General features: G+C 46.6%; 18 protein-coding genes and 2 pseudogenes. 11 read left to right on the top strand and 9 right to left on the bottom strand.

The genetic code is table 11. The features are described from left to right. Positions 1–526: 526 nt before the first annotated feature. Genes ACL2XP_RS10045 through ACL2XP_RS10035 form a run of 3 tightly spaced genes read left to right on the top strand, consistent with a single transcriptional unit; the run spans position 527 to position 1,604 of the window. The gene (locus ACL2XP_RS10045; RefSeq protein ID WP_413730051.1) at positions 527–718 is read left to right on the top strand and encodes a LacI family DNA-binding transcriptional regulator; all 192 of its coding nucleotides are present in this window, start codon (positions 527–529) and stop codon (positions 716–718) included. Next, the gene (locus ACL2XP_RS10040; protein ID WP_413731045.1) at positions 709–1,143 is read left to right on the top strand and encodes a substrate-binding domain-containing protein; all 435 of its coding nucleotides are present in this window, start codon (positions 709–711) and stop codon (positions 1,141–1,143) included. Before ACL2XP_RS10045 ends, ACL2XP_RS10040 begins: the two co-directional genes overlap by 10 nt. Further along, the gene (locus ACL2XP_RS10035) at positions 1,125–1,604 is read left to right on the top strand and encodes a substrate-binding domain-containing protein (protein WP_413730049.1); all 480 of its coding nucleotides are present in this window, start codon (positions 1,125–1,127) and stop codon (positions 1,602–1,604) included. Before ACL2XP_RS10040 ends, ACL2XP_RS10035 begins: the two co-directional genes overlap by 19 nt. 5 nt (positions 1,605–1,609) lie before the next feature. Here the strand turns inward: ACL2XP_RS10035 and ACL2XP_RS10030 are convergent, their stop codons facing one another. The 9 genes from ACL2XP_RS10030 to ACL2XP_RS09990 form a co-directional block, all read right to left on the bottom strand. After that, positions 1,610–2,275 carry a transaldolase family protein gene (locus tag ACL2XP_RS10030; RefSeq protein ID WP_413730047.1) on the bottom strand — a complete coding sequence of 222 codons (666 nt, stop codon included), beginning with the start codon at positions 2,273–2,275 and terminating at the stop codon, positions 1,610–1,612. A gap of 549 nt (positions 2,276–2,824) precedes the next feature. Then, on the bottom strand, positions 2,825–4,054 hold the full coding sequence (sorE, locus tag ACL2XP_RS10025) for an L-sorbose 1-phosphate reductase (protein ID WP_413730046.1): 1,230 nt from the start codon (positions 4,052–4,054) through the stop codon (positions 2,825–2,827). A 47-nt stretch (positions 4,055–4,101) separates the two neighbouring features. Next, positions 4,102–4,926 (bottom strand): PTS system mannose/fructose/sorbose family transporter subunit IID, encoded by an 825-nt coding sequence (locus ACL2XP_RS10020; protein WP_413730044.1) that lies wholly within the window; start codon positions 4,924–4,926, stop codon positions 4,102–4,104. 11 nt (positions 4,927–4,937) lie between these two features. Next, the gene (locus ACL2XP_RS10015) at positions 4,938–5,735 is read right to left on the bottom strand and encodes a PTS mannose/fructose/sorbose transporter subunit IIC (protein ID WP_413730043.1); all 798 of its coding nucleotides are present in this window, start codon (positions 5,733–5,735) and stop codon (positions 4,938–4,940) included. Positions 5,736–5,797: 62 nt separating this feature from the next. Next, positions 5,798–6,289, bottom strand: a complete 492-nt coding sequence (locus tag ACL2XP_RS10010; protein ID WP_413730041.1) for a mannose/fructose/sorbose PTS transporter subunit IIB — start codon at positions 6,287–6,289, stop codon at positions 5,798–5,800. Further along, positions 6,289–6,696: a mannose/fructose/sorbose PTS transporter subunit IIA gene (locus tag ACL2XP_RS10005; protein ID WP_413731044.1), complete on the bottom strand. Its 408-nt coding sequence runs from the start codon at positions 6,694–6,696 to the stop codon at positions 6,289–6,291. Before ACL2XP_RS10005 ends, ACL2XP_RS10010 begins: the two co-directional genes overlap by 1 nt. Further along, positions 6,696–6,854, bottom strand: coding sequence for a hypothetical protein (locus ACL2XP_RS10000; protein WP_413730040.1), 159 nt, complete (start codon positions 6,852–6,854; stop codon positions 6,696–6,698). The genes ACL2XP_RS10005 and ACL2XP_RS10000 overlap by 1 nt, the downstream gene beginning before the upstream one ends. 72 nt (positions 6,855–6,926) lie before the next feature. Continuing rightward, positions 6,927–7,874, bottom strand: coding sequence for a sugar-binding transcriptional regulator (locus ACL2XP_RS09995; protein WP_413730038.1), 948 nt, complete (start codon positions 7,872–7,874; stop codon positions 6,927–6,929). A 428-nt stretch (positions 7,875–8,302) separates the two neighbouring features. Further along, positions 8,303–9,226: a LysR family transcriptional regulator gene (locus ACL2XP_RS09990; protein WP_413730037.1), complete on the bottom strand. Its 924-nt coding sequence runs from the start codon at positions 9,224–9,226 to the stop codon at positions 8,303–8,305. Positions 9,227–9,355: 129 nt separating this feature from the next. Between ACL2XP_RS09990 and ACL2XP_RS09985 the strand changes: the two genes are divergently transcribed. From ACL2XP_RS09985 to ACL2XP_RS09950, 8 genes and pseudogenes are all read left to right on the top strand, one after another. Further along, positions 9,356–9,787 (top strand): DoxX family protein, encoded by a 432-nt coding sequence (locus ACL2XP_RS09985; RefSeq protein ID WP_413730036.1) that lies wholly within the window; start codon positions 9,356–9,358, stop codon positions 9,785–9,787. A 51-nt stretch (positions 9,788–9,838) separates the two neighbouring features. Continuing rightward, positions 9,839–10,414, top strand: a pseudogene (locus ACL2XP_RS09980) (FMN-dependent NADH-azoreductase). A 304-nt stretch (positions 10,415–10,718) separates the two neighbouring features. Further along, complete coding sequence (locus tag ACL2XP_RS09975) at positions 10,719–11,225, top strand: DODA-type extradiol aromatic ring-opening family dioxygenase (protein ID WP_413732583.1); 507 nt, start codon at positions 10,719–10,721, stop codon at positions 11,223–11,225. Positions 11,226–11,542: 317 nt separating this feature from the next. Next, positions 11,543–11,943: pseudogene (locus ACL2XP_RS09970) on the top strand (transposase); the annotation flags it as partial. A 425-nt stretch (positions 11,944–12,368) separates the two neighbouring features. Beyond that, a complete protein-coding gene (locus tag ACL2XP_RS09965) occupies positions 12,369–13,349 on the top strand; it encodes an ABC transporter permease (RefSeq protein WP_413730032.1) in 981 nt (326 codons plus the stop codon). Between the two features lie 16 nt (positions 13,350–13,365). Further along, entirely contained in the window at positions 13,366–14,853 is a 1,488-nt protein-coding gene (locus tag ACL2XP_RS09960) for a sugar ABC transporter ATP-binding protein (RefSeq protein ID WP_413730030.1), read from the top strand. 8 nt (positions 14,854–14,861) lie between these two features. Further along, the gene (locus ACL2XP_RS09955; protein ID WP_413730029.1) at positions 14,862–15,851 is read left to right on the top strand and encodes an ABC transporter permease; all 990 of its coding nucleotides are present in this window, start codon (positions 14,862–14,864) and stop codon (positions 15,849–15,851) included. Positions 15,852–15,893: 42 nt separating this feature from the next. Beyond that, on the top strand, positions 15,894–16,874 hold the full coding sequence (locus ACL2XP_RS09950) for a substrate-binding domain-containing protein (RefSeq protein WP_413730028.1): 981 nt from the start codon (positions 15,894–15,896) through the stop codon (positions 16,872–16,874). The last annotated feature ends 35 nt before the right edge of the window (positions 16,875–16,909 follow it).

The raw sequence follows: 16,909 nt of genomic DNA, 5'->3' as shown, positions 1-16,909 counted from the left end.
TTGGAGTTGGCCTGCGGGAGAGAAGATTTTTTGTTTGAAGCGAAACATTAAGGTGACGAAATATTGTAAATACGCGTGCAATACGGGGGGTTGCGGATCTTAAGGAAGCGGGATATCCCGCGATGGTGTCCTTCAGAGTTGAATGAACTCGTGCATGAACGCTGTAGAGCGCCAGCGCCAGCATCAACACTAACACTTACCCATTTTGAAATTTTTTCTTTTCTTTTATGCAAATCTTAACCTTTGACAAATAGTGTCTGCTTGATAATGTCAATATCTATAGTTCAATTACCATAGCATAAAAATGTAACTAAATGAAATGAACATTACAGACTGGTTTTGGATTGCGTATTTTGTTGTTTAATGGCCGCGCAGCTATCACATCAATTAACAGAAGCTGGGGCACTACGTCAAGACCGCTTTTCTTGTAAACCTGAGCGGACTGAAAGGGGTTACCCAGATGCGTTATAAGACTACCGCAAACCGTAAGCGGGATTTTTCAGCTTAATTTGACAAAGAGACACAAATGGCAAGCATCGCAGACATAGCTAAAAAACTAAAGCTGTCGAACTCTACAGTATCAAGGGCATTAAGAGATTCAGACCTGGTGACGAGAAAAACCCGCGATGAAGTTCTGCTTGCGGCGCAAGGAATTGGATATGAAGTCAATACCATCGCCAGAAAACTTCGCAGTGGGAATCGAAAACTATCGGTGTAATAGTTTCTGATATAATTAACATATTTCACGGCGAGATTATTACCGCAATCCAGAAAATTGCAATAGATAAAGGCTATACCGTGATCTTTGGAACGTCCTCCGAAAATGAAGCGATTGAGCGCCAAATTATTCATCTTCTGAAAAGCAATATGCTGCAAGGCTTGATTATTGTTCCGACTGCTAACTCAATTAATAATATAGAAAAATTAAACCATTTGCCTATTGTTGAAGTAGATCGATTATCAGGATTCCCATCCAGCGACCAGGTATTAATTAATAATCATGAAAGTATGAAACTTGCAACAAATTATATGCTCAATCTAGGGCATAGAAATATATTATATTGTACGGGCAACTTGCGATTACCACATTCAAGGAAAGACTCGATGGTTTCAAAAATGCCATCATGGAGAGTGCGTCAGTAATAAAAAATAATATTATTTTGATAATGGAAACTGACAAATTACAGGAAAGAGCATGCAGTGAAGTCATGAATTACCTGACCAGAAAACCAATTCCCACAGCCATTATTGCTGCTAATGATTTCATAGGAGAAGGTGTTGTATCTGCTATCTATAAATGTGGCCTTTCCCTGCCAGATGATTTATCTTTTCTTATGTTTGATGATCCCAAATGGGCAAGTTTCTTCCCCACACCATTAACTGTTATTAAACAACCTGCCTATCAGATGGGATTAACAGCGGCGAGCATGTTGATAGACAAGATAGTGAAAAAAAATCGTACTGAGAAAATTATAAAGAGATTGAGCGCCGATTTAATAGTCAGGCAATCAGTGATAAATATTGTAACATTCACTCAGATATTTATTTGCAGAGGATATGAAAAAGGAAGTATCCATGACACTTCCTTTATAAAAACCGCATAAATTCTTCAGTGTACTTCAAGGTTCCCATACGCATTTTTCCAATCATTTTGGAACTGAAGAACAGCAGCTTCCACAAGGGCATTGTCCAATAATTTGCCCGCAAGATCCGCCGGCAAAGTAACACATTCGCAACCTGCTAACAAACATTCAAGAAACTGTCGGTTATTTTTGAAGCTGGCACCAAAAACCTTGCAATGCGGAGCATGCATTTCCAAAAGTTTGACCAATGAAGTGACCGTCTCGATGCCGTTGCCAGAAATTGCCTCAATACGATTAAAATACGGGGCGACATATTCAGCGCCCGCTAGGGCTGCCAGCAAGCCTTGGGTGGCGTTATAGACGGCGGTTCCCAACGTTTTAATATTCGCCTCTTTCATTTTTTTAATTGCTTGTATACCTTCTACCGTCACAGGGATTTTGACGACGATTGCATCGTCCAAACGACTAAGACGTTTAGCTTCTTCAATTATGCCATCCCTATCTGAGGCAATGACTTGAGCAAAAATCAGCTTATTGGGTCCCAAAATGGCGCGAATCTGGGGAATTAACACTGACATTTTAACCGCTGATTTAGCCGCTATACTTGGATTCATCGTTACTCCGGCAAGAGGTAAACTGGCTTCAAGATTTTTAATTTCATTCAAATTAGCGGTATCGACATAAATTTTCATCCAATATACCCTCTTATAGTGTTATCACTCGTGAACGACAACATAACCCAGCTTGACTCCCTCTCTCTCTGTTCTGCTGTTGCATCCACAAAGCTTCAGTTCAGTCACATTTACTTGGCTATGAAAAAGAAGAAAAATGCCAGGCAGTAGTGGTAAAGATCACCCTCTAATCAAATGAATGGAGATTGCATAACCAACAAAGGCCAACATTGGCCTCACGGTAAGTTCCAAAAATTTTTAGAATGAAATCATTTTTATTTTTATAGTTGGTTCACAAAACAAACAATAATTTATTTAATAGAATCAATAAATTAATATTGTTATTTAACTACCTCAAAATGACAACGTTGTCATTTATGGGTATGTTATTCACTTGGACAATTCGCTTAAGTGATATTGATCACAATTTCTCAGTTATGATTTTTCACCTTCGTCGAAAATATAATGTTCCTTCCTGTCAGGCATCGGAGGAATCAGCCATATCATCGACGCGTCCGAAGAGAAATGATCAATGCACCCCGCCTGCGATATGCAGCGCGGGGTATCAGGTTAATCTTGGTTGATTTCCTGTTCATGAGCTAGTAGATACTGCTCCGCTTCGCCGGACCAGATACCTTTATGACGATCCAAAATTGCCACCAGCTCCGGATCTTGGATCTGAGTGAGGGCAGTCAATGCCAAGTATTTCCCAGTATAGACCAGTTTTTTTCCGCCACCGACAGCCGGCAAATCCAGCGTCGTCTCCCCTGCCGCATTCAGCCCAAGGATATGCGTAACAACTTTTGCCGCCTGTACTTTTTTCTCTTCTATCAGTTTTACCGCAGTACGCATATCGTCGGTATTGCCGCCGGAAGTGCCCACATAATGGGTAAAGGCATAGTGCACATCATAAAAGTTAACCGGCGCGGTAAACTGTTTATCCTGCGGCCCGGCGAAGAAGTTCAGACAGCCATCCGGAGCCAGCAGCGAGGACGCCTTAGTGACAAGCTCCTCTTCAGGCACGAAAACAAAAATATCATCAAAGCCGTGCCCGTCGCTCAGTGCTAGCAACGCATCGTACGTCGCCTCCCGCGCATTCAAACAGTGGATTTGTGTTTGCGGCTCTGAGGGATAATGTTTACAGGCGTAGTTCAATTTGTCTTCACGCGTGCCTGTCACCACCAGTAAGGAGGGGTTTACTGGGCCATGCAGCGCGTAATCAATCGCCAGTAATCCCATCGGCCCGGTACCGCCGAGGATAAGCGTTCGTCCTTGCGGACGAATACCCATTTTGTGATTGTAGGTGCCCTCCTGCAGATGATAGTTGGCGTTGAACGCACCGATAACGCAGGACAGCGGCTCGACCAGCGACCCTTCAAAATAGGTTTCCCCCTCATATACCAACAGACAATCCTGCTCCATTACTTCATTGGGGATCACCACATGAGTGGCGTCGCCACCCACCCACCGGAAAGAATATCCGGGGCAATCCGGACGATCAGGTAATTGTAAATTAGCCTGAATGACATAGCGCTGGCCTGGCTTGAATTTATGTTGCCATTTTTTGCCCACCGCGATGATATCGCCGCAAAATTCATGGCCGATAATAATGGGGTTTGTTGCCACATCATCGGGCACCTTTTTATGGTTTTCGCCTTGATTGGCCTCTTTCCAGGAGGAGAGGCACAGGCTGTCGGTGACTACCGCCGCTAGGACTTCATCATCTTGCATATCAGGAAGCTCAAAAGTTTCCAAACGCAGGTCGCGTTTGCCGTACAGGCGTAAAGCCGTCGTTTTCATAAACCACCTCGTTGTTAAGGTTTTCCCGGCATCGCCGGGGTATAAAATTAGGACAAAAAGCCCAGCGCGTTACCCAGTATCCCCAGGCCGAACAGAGCGAAAATCAGCCATACCGGATTGATTTTTTTGTTGAGCAACCGCACCATCAGCAATGTCAGTCCTAATGCCAGCAGGCCGGGACACAGCTGGTCGAGGATATTCTGCACCGTCATGGTGATGGTCGCGCCATCCGGCCCGGGCGTTTTCGATACCACCAATGGCACATTGATGCTGGTCCATTTCGTCACCAGCACGCCCATCACGAACAGACCGAGAATGGAGGCGCCTTCGGTCAGTTTTTGCAGTAGATTGCCGCCCATATCGCTGACGATATTGACTCCTTTACGAAAGCCGTACTGCAGGCCGTACCACTTCATCGCCAGGCGCACCGCATTGAAAATAAAGAAAAACAAGAGCGGCCCGATAATATTGCCGCTGAGCGCCAAAGACGCGCCCAGCGCGGCGGTAATCGGTCGCAGAGTTCCCCAGACCAGGGGATCCCCGACGCCGGCCAGAGGCCCCATCATGCCGACTTTGATGCCGTTGATGGCGCCATCGTCAATCTGCGCGCCATTGGCGCGCGCTTCTTCCATCGCTGCGGTTACCCCTAACACCGGGCCGCAGACCGCAGGCGTGGTGTTAAAGAACACCAAATGTCGTTTAAGTGCTGCTACCTGGTCTTCCTTGCGGGGATAGAGACGTTTGATCGCCGGGATCATGTCATAGCAGAAGCCCAGTCCATGAATGCGTTCAAAATTGAATGACGCCTGTTGCAAATTTGAGCGTAAAAACATGTTGAACAAGTCAGCGCGAGTAAGTTTTTTGGGTTCCATGGCGGGCTCCGTTAGTCATCCAGTTGGTCAAGCGCACCCGATTCGGCAGGGGCGGATTGCGGTTCGGCTTTACGCCATTGAGGGTTAAGCTGGATATAGACCAGCGCAATGATCACGCCCACACCACCGAAGGCCAGCAGGCTGAAGTTGAGATAACCGCCGGCCAGGAAGCCGAGGAAGAAAAAGGGCATCAGGTATTTCACGCTCATCATGCGCAGCACCATAGCGTAGCCAACCACCACGATAAAACCGCCGGCAATCTGCAGCCCACGCGTGACGAAGTCCGGGATTGAGTTCAACATATTGCTGACCATATCGGCGCTGACGAACAGCGACACGACTAGTGCTGGAATGGCGACACGCAGCGCCTGTACGCCTAGAGCTGAAACGTGGAGGATGTCAATGGTGCGAAAGCGCGCCTGTTCGGCGGCCTTATCGGCGGCATGTTGAAAGACGACGGTGAGCGTGCGGGCGAATACCGTCAACACCTGTCCCGCGGCGGCCACAGGCAGTGCTATGGCAATCCCCGTAGCAATACTTTGATGGCCGACGATCACCAGAATGGCGGAGATGATACTGGCGAGTGCGGAATCCGGTGATTGCGCCGCGCCGACATTCATCCACCCGAGCGCAATCAGTTCAAGTGTGCCGCCCAGCATAATGCCGGTTTTCACATCGCCGAGAATAAGCCCGATAACGGTACAGGCAATCAGCGGACGGTGGGTCTGAAATTCATCCAGCACGCTGCCCATGCCGGCAATACACGAAAATATAAATATTGCTATAATTTGTAGGGTACTGATTTCCATAATATCACCTTTCAGGTATAGTCATCCCTGCCTGTTACGGCATAAAACAGGCGACTGTATTACTAGACGAAAGACTGTTCTTTTATTTTTTCTAGAATATTAACGGACGGGTCTGAAGCGACTATACGCAGATCCAGTTTCACTCCGGATTTATCCAGCTCACGAAACGCTTCAATATCCTGTTCATCCAGAGAAACAGCTTTGGTTAACTGTCTTTTCCCGGGTCTCCAAGCCATGCCGCCAATATTCACAGTTCCGATATTTACACCTTGCTTGATCATGCTTAATACATCCTGCGGATTGGTGAAAAGGTAAAAAACGGTTTCATCTTTATATTGCGGATTATGATATACGGCGACGGCCTTTTCGATATTGACCACATTGACTTTCATTCCAGGTGGTGCGGCCTGGCGTAATAAAGTGCGGCGGACCTCATCGTTATAAACATCGTCATTGCAGATAATAATACGCTGTGCGTTAGCCACTTTTGACCAGACGGTCGTGACCTGGCCGTGGATTAAACGGTCATCGATACGGGCAAGAGTTATCTTCATCAGAAATCTTCCTCTAGGGTTTTTACCTGTTGCCAGACCACGCAACATTGGCTTGCGACAGCCGTCAGGTGTGCGCAAAGCGCATCGGCGGCCATATTCTGCTGGTTATCGACCAACTCCAGCGCCAGCGGCAATGACAGGCCGCTGATGAGATGCAATTTCGCATTTTTCATCGCCAGGGAGGCCGCCGCGTTCCAGGGGCTGCCGCACTGTAAATCGACGGCAACCAGCCACTCTTCATCCGGGTGAGGAGCGATGATAGCCGTCAATTTGGCGACAATATCCGCCGCGTTTTCACCAGGAACAAATTCCACCGCGGTCACATTGGTGTCGCCATACACCATCTGAACGGATTCAAGCATCGCGCTGGCGAGCTTGCCGTGAGCACAAAAGATTGCATTAGCCATCATGCTTCCCTCTCGTCTTGTGTCGCCGTCATTTTTGTGCGCCATCTGCCCTTGACACCCGGTGCCGATAGCTGCCCGACACCCTTATTCATACCGCTGCCGGATGCGCCGCCGATAACAATAAAAACGTTACTGGCCAGTTTTAACCACGTTTGCATAATAGACTCCCGTTTCTCGGATAAAATGGTCCCGCCGCAGATAAATTCCGCGTTAATTTTTATTTCTTTTTGTTACTTAAGTAATAACTCAGCCGTTTCCCGATTAGTTACCAGACAATTGATATAATTTCCATGCAAGGCGCCAAGAATGCCTGAATATTTTTCTTCACCTATCGCAATGCCGATGGAATACCGCGCCTTTTTAATACGCGGCATTTCAATGGCCAGCGTTTTTTCACTCATAGTGGTTTCAACAGCGTTGCCGTTAATATCAAAAAACCGTGAACAGATATCCCCTGCAATCGGGTGGGAGTTCAGATCGTCGTTCTCTTCGCTGCCGTAAAAAGCATGCCAGTTGACGCCATCACGGATCGCCGGTGAGCCGATCCCTACCAGTGCAATATCCAGGTTATCCCAAAAAGCAGAGATGGTTTTAAAATGCTGGGATTGCATAATGCCGTTTCTGATAAACGGGTTATCCAGCAAGGCGGGAAAATCGGCCAGATGTGACTCCGCCTTCAGTTTCGCGGCCGCGCCATAGGTAAGCGTATTCACATGGTAACGGCTCTCAAGCTTACCGGAGGGGCCGCCGATAATTGGCACACAAATCACCTGGCGCGACTGACTGGCCTGAGGCAGATTTTCGACCAGCGCCCGCACGGCGCGCCCCCACGAAAAACCGATGATATCACCCGGCTTCAACAACCGGTCAACCAACTGAGCGCCGTGCAACCCCATCACGGCAAGCTTGTCTTCTTCCTGGTCCGCGTCACTGGACGCGACCACCGCCTCCCTCAGGCCGAATTTTTGCTTAAGCTGTTGTTCCAGCCATAAATTCTCGTTATGGTCGTAATTAATGGCGATCGTGATAATGCCTTGCTCGCGGCCACGCTTTAATAAACGACTAATGGTGGTGCGATAAATACCAAGTTCACGGGCAATCTGTACCTGTGTCATGTCCTGCCCATAATAAAGCTGGGCAATTTTCACGATTAGACGGACATCATCGCTGTTTTCCATTCCCGCTCACTTGCACATATGTGCAAACTCCGTTATGACTTGATTACTTTGATATAACAAGTTTCGCGGGGAGTTTCAAAGGCTTTTTATGGTATTTAATCTGAATAATTGAATTATTATACTGCATAAATGTTTCTATGTAGTTTATAAATAAGCACATTTGTGCATTAGTAGTTAACACATTGATTCTTATTTTATTGATGGGACAAAATTGCAAGACGGTCGACCGTGCGCTTTTGTGAGTATATGTGTTGTGGATCACAATTAATTGCGGCAGTTTCACCCAGCGACAAGTGGCTGCGCGCTGGCATACGCCGAAGGATGAGGAAACGAACATCTGGCCCACCACGTTCATTCAATTGGCACTGGAATAACTCGTTCTGCAAACCGGACACCATCCAAGTAGGCGGCCAGATGCGTAGACATGCCTATCTATGATTTGAACGGGCCAGGCCATCGTCAGGATATTTATCGATTAATGCAGCAAATAGTGCCGCGCGTGCCGGTCCCGCCGCTCGTTCAACTGACTGAGCGGCAACGATGTTGATGCGTGGCAAATAATCACCGCCGTCCCAGCGCTCGACCTCCAGCACAACTAGACGCCCCGCGGCAATATCAGCAGCAACAAGCGGTTCGGGCATACTGCCCCAACCCAGCCCTTCATAAAGCAGCCCATGTTTGGTCGTCAAATCAGTCACCCGCCAGCTGTCCAGCGCTGCAACGCCATGTTCGCGACTTCGGGCCGCGTCGCGCGGATCGGTCAGCACGATTTGTAATTCTTTGCGCAGCATATCCACGGTAACAGGACTTTGATGCAGGACGAGCGGATGTCCCGGGGCCGCGACGGCGACCAAATCCATGCTCGACAAGCGGTTTCGGTCGAGCGTGGCGGGCAAATCGATCTCCAGCAGAACGGCAAGGTCTAACTTCCCCGCGACCAGCAATTCCTCCAAACCGAACGATGCCCGGGAGATGCGAAGAACGACCGTGGGAAATTCAACGCGAAACGCAGCCAATATCGGCGCAAGTTGCGTAATGGGCACCATTTCCGATACGCCGAAACGTACTTCAGCCTCCATCCCTTGAGCCATCGCCTTCGCATGATTATGCAGTGCGTTAACGTCTGCAAGAATACGCCGCGCTCGCGGCAGCAATGCCTTCCCTGTAGGGGTAAGCGAAGGACGGTAGGCGCTGCGATCAAAGAGTGCTATTCCTACCTGATCCTCCAGCTTCTGTATGGTGTAAGTCACGGCGGATTGGGTTCGATTGAGTACACGTGACGCACTTGAGAAACTGCTTTGGTCGACGGTGGTGATAAAAACCAATAGCTGATCGAGCGTTAAGGCATTCATATCCCTACTCCGCGGTTAGACAATTCATAACCATAAGAATAATTGAAGTTGTTTATGAAAACAATCCGGGTATCTTTGATGGAGTGATCGCTTTATGCTCAAACCTTGACTGCATAGGAGAGAAAACGTATGAGCATAGAGGACGTAAATTCAACAGAAGGATCTTCGGCAAACAAGCTGTTGCGGATTGGACTTTGGATAGTGCAGAGTGCGCTTTTTGTCACTTTTGTCATGTCGGGTTACCTCAAGTTGGCGTCCCCAATAGCGCAATTGTCCGCGATGATGCCTTGGACGGGCGAGTTTTCCGAGATATTCGTGCGTTTTATCGGTCTAGTCGACCTGGCGGGCGGTCTCGGTATCCTGTTGCCGGCCTTGACGCGCATCCTGCCGCAATTAGGGATACTGGCCGCGAGCGGCATTACGGTGCTACAAGTGTTGGCAATCGTTTTCCACATTTCTCGCGGCGAATACATGGTGTTGCCACTTAATCTGGTGCTGTTGCCATTGGCAGTTTTTGCTCTGTGGGGGCGGACGCGAAAGGCCCCTATTCACCCTCGCTGAATCATCACACACATCCAACCTGATCATCTGGAGCATAACATCATAACTATCTTGCATATTGACTCGAGCATCAGCGGCGAAAATTCTGTTAGCCGCCAACTTTCTGCCACTGCCCTCGCACAAGTGTTGGCCACTCACCCTAATCAACAGGTTATCTATCGCGATCTGGTTGCCGCGCCAATCGATCATTACCTGATGACTGACAAACCGACGAAAGGGACAAAAGAGTCTGCTGCCAGTAAAACCATCCTTGATGAATTTCTTATGGCCGACACCATGATTATCGGTGCACCGCTCTACAACTTTACCATTTCGAGCCAGCTTAAGGCGTGAATAGATAGGATTATCATCGCCGGCGTTACCTTTAGTCTGGATGAGCAAGGCAATTCGGCCGGTCAGGCGGGAGATAAGCGGGTAATTGTTCTGCTGTCGCGGGGTGCGGTCTATCAGCCTGGGGCATCGTGGGCGCAGTTCGAACATGCCGGAACCTATCTGAATGCGATCTTTGGCTTTATCGGCATCAAACCCACGATTGTGGTCGCGGAAGGCACCGCCTTTGGCCCCGAAAGCCGTGCAGGCGCGATTGCCGCTGCCGAAGCGGCGATTTCCTGTATCCAGATTCAGTAGGCCGATATGAGCATGTTTCCTACCTTCTTCATTCTCCATGGCCGCGGCCCGTGCTTTTTTATCGGACCCGACCCCTGTATGACCGCACGATACTTGGGATCGTATGGCTGCGTCCTTGCGCGGACTCGATATGTTTATCGGGCAGCGTCCGCGCGCGGTCATTACCTTATCCGGCCATTGGCAGGCCGGGAATCCGACGGTCAATACGGGCGCGCACCCGCCATTGCTTTTCGACTATTCGGTTTTCCCTCCACCGCGACCTATCGGCTCACCTGGCCTACGCCCGTTGAGCCGATAGGTCGCGGTGAAGGTGTGTCAAAGGCTGGAGGATGCCGGCTTCACCGCCGGTACGGATGATCGGCGCGGTTATGATCACGATGTGTTCATTTCCTTTAAGCTTATCGATCCAGACGCCGACATTCCTGTCCTTCAACTTTCAATGATGGAATCCTATAATCCGACCCGGCATCTGGCGATGGGACGTGCCCTGGCGCCGTTGCGCAATAATGATACCCTGATTATCAGCAGCGGCATAAGTCATCACAACCTGCCACATTTTTTTATCGGACGCGGAGATGATATGACCGAGTCATTCGATTCATGGTTGGGTGAAGCGGTCATCAATCCAGCGTTACGGGAGATGAATTTGCCCGGTTGGCAAACAGCTCCGGCTGGAAAGTCCGCCCATCCCGAGCCAGAACATCTTCTGCCGCTGCTGGTCGCCGCTGGTGCTGCCGAGGGAAAGACAGGCGACTGCGTGTATCATGACCGTATCGCCGAGAAGCCTTTTTCGGGGTTCAGGTTCGGGTAGACTCTCAGTAGAGCCGAAAAACACTTTCCCCAGCAAACACTGCCTTGCGATCAAAACGTCATTACCGTCACCGGCCTATCCCAATCAGCGATGCGCCAGGGATTAGCCGGGCGATTGTTGTCGGCACATCTGTCAATGAAGGGCAAAATCGGCCGGTATCTGGTGTATCCTTCCCGTTTGGAGGATGCGGGATGACCTGCCCATTCATACCAGGTGTACTCATTGGTCACGCGCCAAAAGCCGACTGCGGACAACATTTCCGCGACCGGACTGGCGCTGACAGGACCGCCATCGATATTGTCAAGAGTAAACGGCCGCCGCTAAATGTCGTTCTGAACGGTGGGCAGCCTCACGAAAGCCAATATGCATTACATATTATGTTGGATGGCATGGGCGTTCAAAGGAAAAATGGGTTCATGAAACACCTTGGAAAAGCGGTACTTGCTGATAAAGGGTTACTCAAGCAATTCCGTAACTATTTAAAAGATAATGGGATAAAGGTCGTAATCCCGCATAAATCGCATGAGAGAGCCAGCAGGGATGGGCGGACCCGATTTGACAGAGAAACGGAGCGCAAACGGAACGTTGTTAAAGGCGTTTCGGCATTTTAAAAAAGAACCGTCGCATTGCCACGCGCAACGAAAAAATGACGAGGAATTATCTCTCGATGGTGAAGTTGGGCCGTATCAAACTATTTTTTAAGGGATTATTCAATTGAGGGACACAGCCTATGATGAATGATTTTGATTGACCAATGGCCCAATTTTTAAATATGCGATACTGCCTCCATGGCGGTATTTCCATAAGACAACAATGTGAGGGGAATTAAAGGTTGATATAAACTTCCTAACCCAGCCTTACAAAAAGGTTATATATAATAACTGAAAAAAATCATCAAAATCATTAACTTAAAACATCACTACATATTATTAAATAAATATCCTTACTTTGAATAAATATGATAAATATTTTAATAAAAGATGTTGTTAGAAAATTTTCGCTTCAATGACGTCATCTGTGATATTAGTCACATCTGTAGATGAATGCTAAAAAAGTATCAATTGTGGCGAGTTGAGTATTAGCCGATCTCCGCGAATACAGATAGCATGTTTCTCAATGAATAAGTGGAAAAGGCGAAAGTCGATGACTCATTTGACATTTAACTTAGGGCAGACAAAAAAGGCAAATTTTGTTAAAAACATAATGGAAAACAGGGAAGTCAGCCTGTTTATCATTGTTATGATAACATTTATTTTATTTTCCATTTCACTCAATAACTTTTTCTCATTTGATAATATCCGCTCAATTTTTGCAGGTTCCACTTTTGCGCTACTACTTGCCAGTGGATTGGCGTTGGTTATCATCACTGCAGGTATCGATCTTTCTGTCGGAGCGATGCTGTCTCTCACCAGCGTCTTTACTTGTACACTACTGAGTTCAGGTATACCTACGCTGGTAGCGGTTCCTGCAGGATTGTTTTTTTCTGTCATATTGGGTGGGATAAACGGTCTGGGTGTTGCCTGGTTGAAAATACCATCCTTTATTGTCACGCTGGCCATGTTTTCCGTAGCAAGAGGGGTGGCTACAGTGTGGACTTCAGGATATCAGATCACTAATCTACCCACTTCTTTTCTGGAAATAGGCTCTGCATCAGTCCTTAATATACCTCTGTATATTCTGATCATTATTTTATTTATTGCGTTTATCGATCTGTTACTTCGTTATTGGAAACCGCTGCATATTATTTATTACATAGGATTAAATGAAGAGGCGAGCCGCTTAAGCGGGATGAAAGTGGCCAGGACGCTCATCGCCGTGTATGCGTTTTCAGGCTTATTTTCGGGCATTGCCGCAATTCTTATCAGCGCAAAATCTGGCATGGGTTATGCCGGATATGGACTTGGTTCAGAACTAAATGCAATTACCGCCGCCGTTATCGGTGGGGCAAATCTCAATGGTGGACGAGGATCGGTTTTTGGCGCCTGTCTCGGTGTGATATTTCTTGCAATGGTGAATAACGGTTTTATTCTTGCGGGTATAAACCCCAATTGGCAGTGGTTTATCAACGGCGTGATTTTAATTCTCTTCCTGGTGATCAATGCGGCCACGGCAAAAAAACAATAATTAGGAGGAAGAGATCATGATTTTTGACACTGTTATCGAATTACGAGATATTGAAAAATCATTCGGTTCAAATCAGGTTTTAAAAAAAATCTGTTTCTCCGCCAGAGCCGGAGAAGTTCATGCACTAATCGGTGAAAATGGTGCGGGAAAATCAACCTTAATGAAAATTATATGCGGTATTTATCCCCCCTCGTCCGGTGATATTTACTTTAACGGGAATAAAATTACCCCAACAAACTCACTTGATGCACAAAATATCGGTATAGGAGTAGTACACCAAGAACTTTCGTTGATCCCTGAGTTAACGGTCGCACAAAATATTTATGGCAATCGTGCACCCGCTAACAGGTTAGGATTCATAAACTGGAAGAAGCTTAATCAACAAACACAGGCTTTATTTATTCAGTTAGGGATCAATTTGCGAGCAGATATTCAGGTAAAAAAACTGACGGTTGGTATGCAGCAATTGGTGGAAATTGCCAAGGCGATTTCATTGAATGCAAAGGTACTGATCATGGATGAACCCAGTTCTTCGCTTTCTGAACAAGATGTGGACATTTTATATAGAGTAGTACGTGATCTGAAGAAAAAAGGCGTTGCAATGATTTTTATCTCCCACAAGCTGGATGAAATTTTTGCGATCGCAGAAAGATGCAGTGTACTTCGTGATGGAAATTTGGTTAGTACATCTGACACATCGAAAACCAATAAGGCGAGGATTATTTCTGAGATGGTCGGTAGAGAATTAACCCAACTCTATCCACCGAAGGGGAGCTGTTTTGGTGATGTGATATTCAAGTGTGAAAAGCTGGAAAGAACTTCAGTGTTTAGCGATGTCAGCTTCGATATCCGCCGGGGAGAAATATTGGGTTGTGCCGGTCTAGTGGGTGCCGGTAGGACAGAAATCGCCCGTGCTATTTTTGGCGCTGATAAGTTAACATCAGGAACATTAACGCTTGATGGCAAAAAACTCGTCATTCACCAACCTTCAGATGCCATCAATGCAGGTATTGTTTACCTCACCGAAGACCGAAAGCATTTGGGGTTATTTCTGGAAAAAAATATTGTCGAAAATATTGTTTCCAGCACTCTCGATAACTATACCAATGTCTGTGGATTGATTTTTCGTCGAAGAATGCAGGAAACTGCACAGAAATACATCACCGGCTTGCAAATAAGAACCTCATCAATTGAACAGTTAGTAGGAAATCTCAGTGGTGGAAATCAGCAAAAAGTTCTTCTGGCGAAGTGTCTGGAAGTTAAACCCAAACTGCTGATTGTAGATGAGCCCACACGTGGTGTAGATGTGGGGGCGAAATCAGCTATTCATGGCTATTTAAGAAAACTGGCCAATGAAGGCGTTGCTGTTTTGGTCATTTCCTCAGAGCTACCGGAGGTTGTAGGTCTGAGCGATCGGATTGCCATATTCAGGGAGGGGCGCTTGGAAAAAATCGTTACCGATGAAAGCACGCAAGAACAAATTATGCAATATGCGGCAGTATGAGGCCAAACATGAATATGATCAAAAATATTTTATCAGGATACAATAGCATTCTCGCATTGATTGTCCTGGTTATCATGATATCAATGAACGTAGCATTTCCTGGTTTTATTAGTATATTGAATATGGAATCAATAACGACGGGTTTTATCGGCGAATGTTTTATTGCGCTAGGCATGTTATTAGTGATTATTTTGCGCGGTATAGATTTATCGGTTGCATCGACACTCCCTTTTTCAGCGATTATTGTCAGCCAACTACTGCAATTTTTTACTGGATTGACGGGCAGTATTTATTTCTCAATTTTTATCTCAGTAATTATCACCCTAATATTGTGCATATGTGTCGGTGTGATAAATGGCCTTTTAGTGAATAGGCTCAAGGTACATGCATTTATTGTCACACTGGCAATGGCAATGACATTACGTGGTATCAATCTGGTAATTACCAATGGCAGTACAATTTCTGGTTTGCCAGCAAAATTTACTGCATTTGGTCAGGACTACTTGTTCGGATTGCCTTTAATGCTTTGGCTGTTTATCATTGTTGCCATTGGCTTTGGTTATGCACTGGCAAATCATCGATATTTCCAGCAAGTCTATTTTATCGGTGGTAATGAAGAAGCAGCAAAATTGAATGGCATCAATGTAGATTTATTTAAAATATTTGCCTTCGCATTTTCCGCCTTAATGGCGGGTATCGCGGGCATTATTTATGCTTCACAATTCGGTGCTGCAAATATGGCATATGGACAGAACATTGAATTGCGTGTTATTGCAGCTGTTTTTATTGGTGGTGCAAGTATGTTTGGTGGGGTCGGAACTTTCATGGGGACAATATTAGGCGTATTTTTCCTCGCAATACTTTATAACGGTTTTACCTGGACTGGTATAAATACGTATTATCAAGAAATCTTGATTGGCGGCATGCTGGTGAGCGCGGTATTTATTGGTGAAGTAACCAAGAGAAGAACCAATATAAAAGTAGTATTAAAAAATTGATTTTTTATAGAATTTAACCCTTTATTATAATCGGAGTCACTGATGAAAACTTTCTGGAAAATATGTTCCACAGTATTACTTTCCTTGTCTTTATTTCTTGTATCATCCGCTCATGCGGCAGATAAGAAAGTGGAGACATATTCCATGGTTGTCTTTTTGAAAGGTTCGGAGTTTTTCAACTGGGCATATGCCGGGATGCAGGACGCGGCAAAAATGCTTGGTGATAACGTGAAAGTTGAATTACAGGGGCCCGCCGAATGGGATGCGTCAGTTGAGGCACGTACCGTGACTCAACTGACGGCGCGAAAAGTGGATGGCATCGTATTGACGGCTGGAGAAGCAAAAACGCTGGAGCCGGCCATTAATCGCGCCATTGAATATAAGATTCCGGTTATTACCTTTGATTCTGATTCTCCCACGTCCAATCGACTGACATTCGTTGGGACGAATAACTACCAGGCCGGTTATGCTGCCGGACAGGAGATGGCGCAATGGGTAAAAGGAGGGGGTGCAGTTGGTGTTTCCTATATGAAGGGCCCAGCCCATTTGGCCGCTCGTGTGCAGGGTTTCACTGATGCACTGAATAAAGCCTCTCCGAACACCAAAATTTATGAGGTTGACGATCAGGGCAGTATTGAAGGGGCCGCATCAAAAATTACCGCTTTGATACAGGCGCACAGCGATATCAAGGCGATTTTTGCAGCCCATGGCAATCCGACTACCGGTGCGGCGCAAGCTATCCGCGATCTTAACCTTAGAGGAAAAATTGTCATTATGGGATTTGACTTTGACGAGGCCACCGTTGCCCTGATTGATAATGGCGAGGTCCAGGCGATAGTCGGCCAGAATCCTTACCTCATGGGCTTCCAGGGTCTGCTTCAGGCCTATGCTGCGCGTCATCCAACGCGTGTGGGTGCTGATAATGCCAACTTTGGCTGGGTGCCAAAAACCATTGATACTGGCGTTCGTCTTATCTATAAGAAAGATCTCGAGTCTATTCGAAAAGTTCCTTCCATTAATTGAAAATATTGGGATTATCCCTTTTATCGAGAGGAGTA

It is taken from the genome of Sodalis sp. RH21 (assembly GCF_047324175.1).
In the GTDB taxonomy this organism is placed as follows: domain Bacteria; phylum Pseudomonadota; class Gammaproteobacteria; order Enterobacterales; family Enterobacteriaceae; genus Acerihabitans.
Note: the sequence above shows the minus strand (reverse complement) of the source record. Positions and strands in the feature narration are given on the sequence as shown.